Here is a 5,892-nt window from a genome sequence, read left to right as displayed (position 1 = left end):
GGCCGCGCTCAGCCGGGTCAGCCTGAGCGGCACCTGGCAGACCACCACGACTCCCTGGCCCTGGCTCTACGCCGCCGCCGCGCTGCTGCTGGTCGCCGCCGCGGTGCTGACCCTGCTGCGGGCCGGGCGCTGGGCCCCGCGCCCGGACCGCTACCGCCGCGACCGGCCCGCACCCGACGCCGACGACCCGACCTCGGTCTGGCGCGCGCTGGACGCCGGTGAGGACCCGACCGCGGAGCCCCGGACCGACCAGCCGGGCGGGGGCGGCGTCCGCAGCACCCGATTTCCCCCTCCGGTCGCCCGGGGGACAGAATGAGGTCCACACCCGACTCCGAGGGGAGACCATGAGCGACGCGCCGGCGCGCAGCCACACCCAACCCAGGTACCACCACGGCCGGTCCCCGGCCGCGTGGGCGGGGGTCATGATCTGCCTGGTGGGCTTCTTCGTGGCCACCATCGGATTCCTGGTCGGGCCCGGTCCCGACATCACCCCCCACTGGCTCGTCATCGGCATCGGCGGCGCCGTCATCGCCGCGGGCTGCGTGGTCACCGCGGTGATGCGCGCCCTCGGTCGGGGCAACGACTGAACGGGCAGGACTCGAGCGAGGGGGTTCGGATGGGAGTGCTGGACGAGATCGTCGCCGGCGTGCGCGAGGACATGGCCACCCGGATGGAGACGGTCAGCCTGGACGAGCTCAAGGAGCGCGTCCAGAGCCTGCCGTGCGCGCTCGACCCGCTGCCACGCTTCCGCGCCCCGGGGGTGTCGGTGATCGCGGAGGTGAAGCGGGCCAGCCCCAGCCGGGGCGCGCTCGCCGACATCAGCGACCCCGCCGCGCTGGCCCGTGACTACGAGGCCGGCGGCGCCGCCGCCATCTCGGTGCTCACCGAGGGACGCCGCTTCGGCGGGTCGTTGGAGGACCTGCGCCGGGTCCGCCGGGCGGTGGACGTCCCGGTGCTGCGCAAGGACTTCATCGTCAGCGCCTACCAGCTGTTCGAGGCCCGCGCCGCCGGCGCCGACCTCGCCCTGCTGATCGTGGCCGCGCTCACCGACGACCAGCTCGTCTCGCTGATCGAGCGGGCCGTCTCGATCGGGCTCACCCCGCTGGTCGAGGCCCACACCGGCGAGGAGATCGAGCGCGCGGTCGCCTGCGGTGCCGAGGTGATCGGCATCAACGCCCGCAACCTGCAGACCCTCGAGGTCGACCCGACCACCTTCGCCCGGCTTGCGCCGCAGATCCCCAGCGGCATCGTCCGCATCGCCGAGTCCGGCGTCCGCGGGCCCCGCGACGTGTTCGAGCTGGCCGAGGCCGGGGCCGACGTGGTGCTGGTCGGAGAGGCCCTGGTCACCGGGCGCGAGCCGCGCGCGGCCGTGGCCGACCTGGTCTCGGCCGGTGCGCACCCGGCCCTGCACCACCGTGCCGGCTGAGACCGGCTCCCAGAACTGGAGGACCCCGTGCCCGACCACCCCGCACCCGGGCGGGCGCTGCCCGACGCCACCGGCCACTTCGACCGCTTCGGCGGCAAGTTCGTCCCCGAGGCGCTGCACGCCGCCCTCGGCGAGCTCGAGCAGGCCTTCACCGAGGCCTCGGCCGACCCCGGCTTCGCCGCCGAGCTGGACGACCTGCGCCGCAACTACACCGGCCGTCCCAGCCCGCTCACCGAGCTGACCCGCTTCGGCGCCACCGCCGGCGGCGTCACGGTGGTGGCCAAGCGCGAGGACCTCAACCACACCGGTTCGCACAAGATCAACAACGTCCTCGGCCAGGCCCTGCTGGCCCGCCGGATGGGCAAGCGCCGGCTGATCGCCGAGACCGGCGCCGGTCAGCACGGGGTGGCCACGGCCACCGCCGCCGCCCTGTTCGGGATGGACTGCACCGTCTACATGGGCAAGGTCGACACCGACCGCCAGGCCCTCAACGTGGCGCGCATGCAGCTGCTCGGCGCGGAGGTGGTGGCGGTCGAGGCCGGCAGCCGCACCCTCAAGGACGCGATGAACGAGGCCATGCGCGACTGGGTCGCCTCGGTCGACCACACCCACTACCTGATCGGCACCGTCGCCGGCCCGCACCCGTTCCCCTGGCTGGTCCGGGAGTTCCAGCGGGTGATCTCCACCGAGGCCCGCGCCCAGGTGCTGGAGCGCTACGGCCGGCTGCCCGACGTGGTCGCGGCCTGCGTCGGCGGCGGCTCCAACGCGATGGGCACCTTCGCCGACTTCATCGACGACGCCGACGTGCAGCTCTACGGCTTCGAGGCCGGCGGTGAGGGCGTGGACACCGACCGGCACGCGGCCACCATCAGCGGCGGCGGTGTCGGCGTGCTGCACGGCATGCGCACCTACGTGCTGATGGACGAGGACGGCCAGACCCGGGAGTCGCACTCGATCTCGGCCGGTCTGGACTACCCGGGTGTCGGACCCGAGCACGCCTGGCTGGCTGACGCCGGCCGGGCCCGCTACCGCGCGGTCACCGACACCGACGCGATGGAGGCGCTGCGCACGCTCACCCGCACCGAGGGGATCCTGCCGGCGATCGAGTCCGCGCACGCCCTCGCCGGGGTGCAGCAGCTGGGCCGGGAGTGGGCCGAGCGCGGCACCGGCGAGCCGCCGCTGGTGCTGGTCTGCCTCTCCGGGCGCGGCGACAAGGACGTGACCACCGCCGTGTCCTGGTTCGGCCTGGACGGCTCGGCCGACAAGACCACGGGAGGCCACGCGTGAGCACCCAGCCGCAGACCGACCGGCTCGGCCACACCGGACGGGTGCTGGCCGCGTGCCGCGACGCCGGACGTCCCGCCCTGGTGGGCTACCTCCCGGTCGGCCACCCCGACGTCGCCACCTCGGTGGCGGCGATGACCCGGATCACCGGCACCGACGAGCGACCCGGCGTCGACCTGGTCGAGATCGGCATGCCCTACTCCGACCCGGTGCTCGACGGGCTCACCATCCAGACCGCCACCACCCGGGCGCTGGCCCGCGGGGTGCGCACCCGCGACGTCTTCACCGCCGTCGAGGCGGTCGCCGCCACCGGCACCCCGGCGCTGGTGATGATCTACTGGAACCTCGTCGAGCAGTACGGCGTGGACGCCTTCTGCCGCGACCTCGCCTCCGCCGGCGGGGCCGGGCTGATCACCCCCGACCTGACCCCCGACGAGGCCGGGCCCTGGCTGGCCGGCTCGGACGCCCACGACCTCGACCGGGTGTTCCTGGTCGCCCCCTCCAGCACCGACCAGCGGCTCGCCGACACCGTCGCCGCCTGCCGCGGCTGGGTCTACGCCGCCTCCGTGATGGGGGTCACCGGTACCCGCGACCAGACCTCGGCCGCGGGTCGGGAGCTGGTGGCCCGGCTCCGCGCGCACGACCCGGAGACCATGGTCGGCGTCGGGCTGGGCGTCTCCAACGGCGCCCAGGCGGCCGAGGTCGGCAGCTACGCCGACGCGGTCATCGTCGGCTCGGCGCTGGTGCGCACGCTGGTGGACGCCGACGACGCCGGACGTCCCGACGACCTCAGCGCGCTGGAGGCCGTGGTCGACGACCTGGCCGCCGGCGTGCGGTCCCGGACGGGCGCTGCCGGGCGGTGAGACCGACGCCGACGTGGACCGCGCCCGGGCTGCTGAGGGCCGTGGTCGCCGTCCTCGTCTGCGGGTGCCTCGGACTGGTCGGCTGCCAGGCCGGCCACGGCCCGGAGAAGGGCAGCCACCACTACTCCGCCCGGGTGCTGACCGAGGGCTACCCGGTGCCGTCGGTGACGCTCACCGACACCCGCGGCCAGGCCTTCGACCTGCAGACCTCGCCGTCGCGACCGGTGACGCTGTACTTCTTCGGCTACACCAGCTGCCCCCAGCACTGCAGCGAGGTGCTGAGCACGGTCGCCGAGGCCCGGCAGCTGCTGCCCGACCCCGACAAGGTGCAGGTCGTGGTGGTCAGCATCGACCCCGAACGTGACACCGGGGAGCGCCTGGCGGCCTACCTCGACCGGTTCGACCCCGCCTTCATCGGCCTGCGCGGCGAGCTGGAGGTGGTGCGGACGGCCGCCGAGCAGCTGGGGGTGGAGATCGGGCCGCGGCACCCGGTGGCCGACGGCTACGAGATCGCCCACGGCACCCAGGTGGTCGGCGCCGACCGCGACCACCGGGCCCGGCTGGTGTGGGTGGAGGACGTCACGGCCGAGCAGCTGGCCGAGGACCTGGAGCACTTCCTGGAGGAGCAGCAGTGAGCAGTCGCAAGCGTCCCGGCGCGGCCCGGACGGAGTCGACCCGCAACGCCCGGTTGCGGGCCGAGGCAGCGGCCCGCCAGGCCCAGACCCGGCGCCGACGCCGTCGCCAGCTGGTCCTGCTGCTGGCGGCCGGTGTGCTGGTGGTGGTCGGCGTGGTGGGCGTCAGCCTCGCCCTGCAGAACCGGTCCCGCGAGCTGGTGGTGCCGAGCACCGTGCCGGCCGCCGAGCTCACCCCGCAGGCGGTGACCGCGGGCCAGCCGGTCGTCCTCGGGGAGCAGACCGCACCGCACACCCTGCGCGTCTGGCTCGACTTCGGCTGCCCGCACTGCGCCGACTTCGCCACCGCCTACGACGAGGTGCTCGGCGCGGCTGTCGAGGAGGGCCGGGCGCGGGTGGAGCTGATGCCGCTGACCTTCGTCGACCCGCCGTCCTCGGAGCGCGCCGCCGCCGCCTTCGTCTGCGCCGCCGAGACCGGGATGGCCGGGCCCTACCACGACGCGCTGTTCGCCAACGCCGGCGGCGGCGGGTGGACCGAGGAGACGCTGGTCCAGCTCGCCGAGCAGGTCAGCCCCGGCACCGGCGCCGCGGTCGGGGAGTGCCTGCAGCGCGGCCAGCAGGCTTACCTCGACTCCGTCGACCAGGCCGCCGACGCCGCCGGGGTGGAGCAGACCCCCACCGTGCTGCTCGACGGCACCGCGCTCGACCTCGCCACCACCGACCCCGCCTCGCTCGAGGCGCGACTCCAGGAGACGCCGTGAGCCCGCTGTTCATCCCCAGCCCGCCGACTGGCGTGTGGGAGGTCTTCGGCTTCCCGATCCGCGCCTACGCCCTGTTCATCCTGCTCGGCATCGTGGTGGCCTGGGTGATCGGCTCCCGCCGCTGGCGGGCCCGCGGTGGTGACCCCGAGACGCTGGAGACGGTGGTGCTGGTGGCGGTGCCGATGGGCATCGTCGGCGCCCGGATCTACCACGTCATCACCGACGCCCAGCTCTACTTCGGCCCCGGCCGCGACCCGGTCCGCGCGCTCTACATCTGGGAAGGCGGTCTGGGCATCTACGGCGCCGTCGCCCTCGGCGCGGTCGGCGCCTGGCTGGTGGCCCGCCGGCGGGGTGCCAGCTTCCTGGCGATCGCCGACGCGCTGGCCCCCGGTGTGGTGCTGGCCCAGGCCATCGGCCGGCTCGGCAACTACTTCAACCAGGAGCTCTTCGGCCGGCCCACCACGCTGCCCTGGGCGCTGCAGATCGACCCCGAGCACCGCCCGGCCGGCTACGAGGAGTTCGCGACCTTCCACCCGACCTTCCTCTACGAGCTGCTCTGGAACGTCGGCGTCTTCCTCGTGCTCGTCTGGGCCGGCAAGCGGTTCGCGCTGGGACGGGGCAAGACCTTCGCCCTCTACGTGACGCTGTACAGCCTGGGCCGGTTCTTCGTCGAGGCGGTGCGGATCGACCCGGCCAACGAGTTCGGCGGGATCCGGCTGAACAACTTCACCTCGCTGGCGATCATGCTGGCCGCCCTGGCCTGGTTCGTCTGGCTGCTGCGCCGCCGGCCCGGGCTGGAGGAGTCGGTCGAGCCTGGACGCGAGGCCCGCGAGGCGGAGGACGACGAGGCGGCCGAGCCGGCCGAGCGGGTGGAGGAGCCGCGTCCGCGCCGCTCTGCCGGCACCGCCGACGCCGGGGGCGGCGCG

The 5,892-nt window shown here is 74.7% G+C and carries 8 protein-coding genes; all 8 read left to right on the top strand.

Annotated features, from left to right (window positions below):
- On the top strand, window positions 1–316 hold a 316-nt coding region (locus DVA66_RS16205), incomplete at its 5' end, for a Trp biosynthesis-associated membrane protein (protein ID WP_198671849.1).
- A gap of 28 nt (window positions 317–344) precedes the next feature.
- Window positions 345–587, top strand: a complete 243-nt coding sequence (locus DVA66_RS16200) for an HGxxPAAW family protein (RefSeq protein WP_114561005.1) — start codon at window positions 345–347, stop codon at window positions 585–587.
- Window positions 588–616: 29 nt separating this feature from the next.
- On the top strand, window positions 617–1,426 hold the full coding sequence (trpC, locus tag DVA66_RS16195; RefSeq protein ID WP_114561004.1) for an indole-3-glycerol phosphate synthase TrpC: 810 nt from the start codon (window positions 617–619) through the stop codon (window positions 1,424–1,426).
- Window positions 1,427–1,453: 27 nt separating this feature from the next.
- Window positions 1,454–2,713 (top strand): tryptophan synthase subunit beta, encoded by a 1,260-nt coding sequence (gene trpB, locus DVA66_RS16190; protein WP_114561003.1) that lies wholly within the window; start codon window positions 1,454–1,456, stop codon window positions 2,711–2,713.
- The gene (gene trpA, locus DVA66_RS16185) at window positions 2,710–3,573 is read left to right on the top strand and encodes a tryptophan synthase subunit alpha (RefSeq protein ID WP_114561002.1); all 864 of its coding nucleotides are present in this window, start codon (window positions 2,710–2,712) and stop codon (window positions 3,571–3,573) included. Before trpB ends, trpA begins: the two co-directional genes overlap by 4 nt.
- Entirely contained in the window at window positions 3,570–4,208 is a 639-nt protein-coding gene (locus tag DVA66_RS16180; protein ID WP_114561001.1) for an SCO family protein, read from the top strand. The genes trpA and DVA66_RS16180 overlap by 4 nt, the downstream gene beginning before the upstream one ends.
- Complete coding sequence (locus tag DVA66_RS16175; protein WP_114561000.1) at window positions 4,205–4,966, top strand: DsbA family protein; 762 nt, start codon at window positions 4,205–4,207, stop codon at window positions 4,964–4,966. Before DVA66_RS16180 ends, DVA66_RS16175 begins: the two co-directional genes overlap by 4 nt.
- The coding region (gene lgt, locus DVA66_RS16170) for a prolipoprotein diacylglyceryl transferase (RefSeq protein WP_114560999.1) at window positions 4,963–5,892 on the top strand (930 nt) is incomplete at its 3' end. The genes DVA66_RS16175 and lgt, both read left to right, overlap by 4 nt.

The organism is Desertihabitans aurantiacus, assembly GCF_003344635.1.
Classification (GTDB): domain Bacteria; phylum Actinomycetota; class Actinomycetes; order Propionibacteriales; family Propionibacteriaceae; genus Desertihabitans; species Desertihabitans aurantiacus.
The sequence above is the reverse complement of the archived record's forward strand: the minus strand, read 5'-3'. Positions and strand labels throughout refer to the sequence as shown.